At 36.7% G+C, this 442-nt stretch carries 1 protein-coding gene; it reads right to left on the minus strand.

Annotation, left to right across the window (positions count from 1 at the left end; all coding sequences use genetic code 11):
• Positions 1-442 (minus strand): hypothetical protein (locus AB4153_RS21570; RefSeq protein WP_371998629.1); only part of this gene is annotated, 442 nt, incomplete at both ends.

The raw sequence follows: 442 nt of genomic DNA on the forward strand, positions 1-442 counted from the left end.
GCCAACTTAATTTGTTTGGGATGTTTTTCACCTGTTGAAGCTAAAAAAGTATCAAGATCTTCAATAAACCACACGATTCCTTTTTCATCTTTATACTGCTCAAAACTCAATTTAACTGCAGACTTCCATATATTTATCTTATTCACACAGATATCGGTATCGAAACGTTCTTTTCTAGTCAGAAAATCCCCCCAATCATAGCAAGGATCCATACAAAACTTTCTAACATGGAACTCTCGCTCGCTTTCACCTTCAAGCTCAATATACTCCTCTAAGGTCTGAGGCATAAAAACTTGATCGATTACCCACTCCCGACCATTTAACCGACTAACCCCTTTATAAGGGACATTATGCCTATGCTTAGCAATTCTATAAAAAGTGTTTCTATCATTCACCCTATAAGCAGGCATATCTGAATAGCTTTTTTTTTCTTCACAATGGC

Origin of the sequence: Shewanella sp. 10N.286.52.E4, from assembly GCF_041468785.1 — a bacterium.
Classification (GTDB): domain Bacteria; phylum Pseudomonadota; class Gammaproteobacteria; order Enterobacterales; family Shewanellaceae; genus Shewanella; species Shewanella electrodiphila.